Source organism: Vibrio sp. 1249-1 (assembly GCF_033340495.1).
This window is the reverse complement of record NZ_JAWOWJ010001025.1, coordinates 1-547: the sequence shown is the minus strand read 5'-3', so window position 1 is coordinate 547 and position 547 is coordinate 1. Positions and strand designations below refer to the sequence as shown.

General features: G+C 50.1%; 1 pseudogene. It reads right to left on the bottom strand.

What is annotated here, in order from left to right:
* Positions 1–547 (bottom strand): annotated as a pseudogene (locus R7Z50_RS30265) (ribulokinase); the annotation flags it as partial.

Sequence of the window (547 nt, the reverse complement as noted above, 5' to 3'; positions counted from 1 at the left end):
CCAGCTTTCATGCCACATCGCTTTGTGTCCAGCAGCGCAGATGCCACGACGCAATTTTTGTGGATGTTGAGTATCAGCCAAAATTGCTGGGATCCAATCGCACAGCTCGACCCAGCTGAAAGCGCGTTTTGCAACTTGTTCATCTTGTTCGCTGACCCAAGCCGCTTTTGCCCAAAACCATTCTGAAGAGTACACACCGCCGACGTAACGCGTGTAATTGGTGAATTTTCCCGAATGGGCGAGTTCATTAATTCGATCTGCTTTGGCTACGGATGTGTGATCTTTCCAGAGGACGAACATTGCATTTGGGTTGTGCTCAAACTCAGGAAGCAGCGCCAAAACAGTGCCGTTTTCATCTATTGGAGCCGGTGTTGAGCCTGTTGTGTCGACGCCTATGCCGACAACAGAATCAGCCAGAGTCTGTGGCACTGTCGCCAGTACTTCTTGGATTGCGCTGGTCATTGCATCCAAATAATCTTGGGGGTGATGTCTGAATTGCGATTGCGCAGGTTGGCAATAGAGCCCCTTCATCCATCGTGAGTAGTAC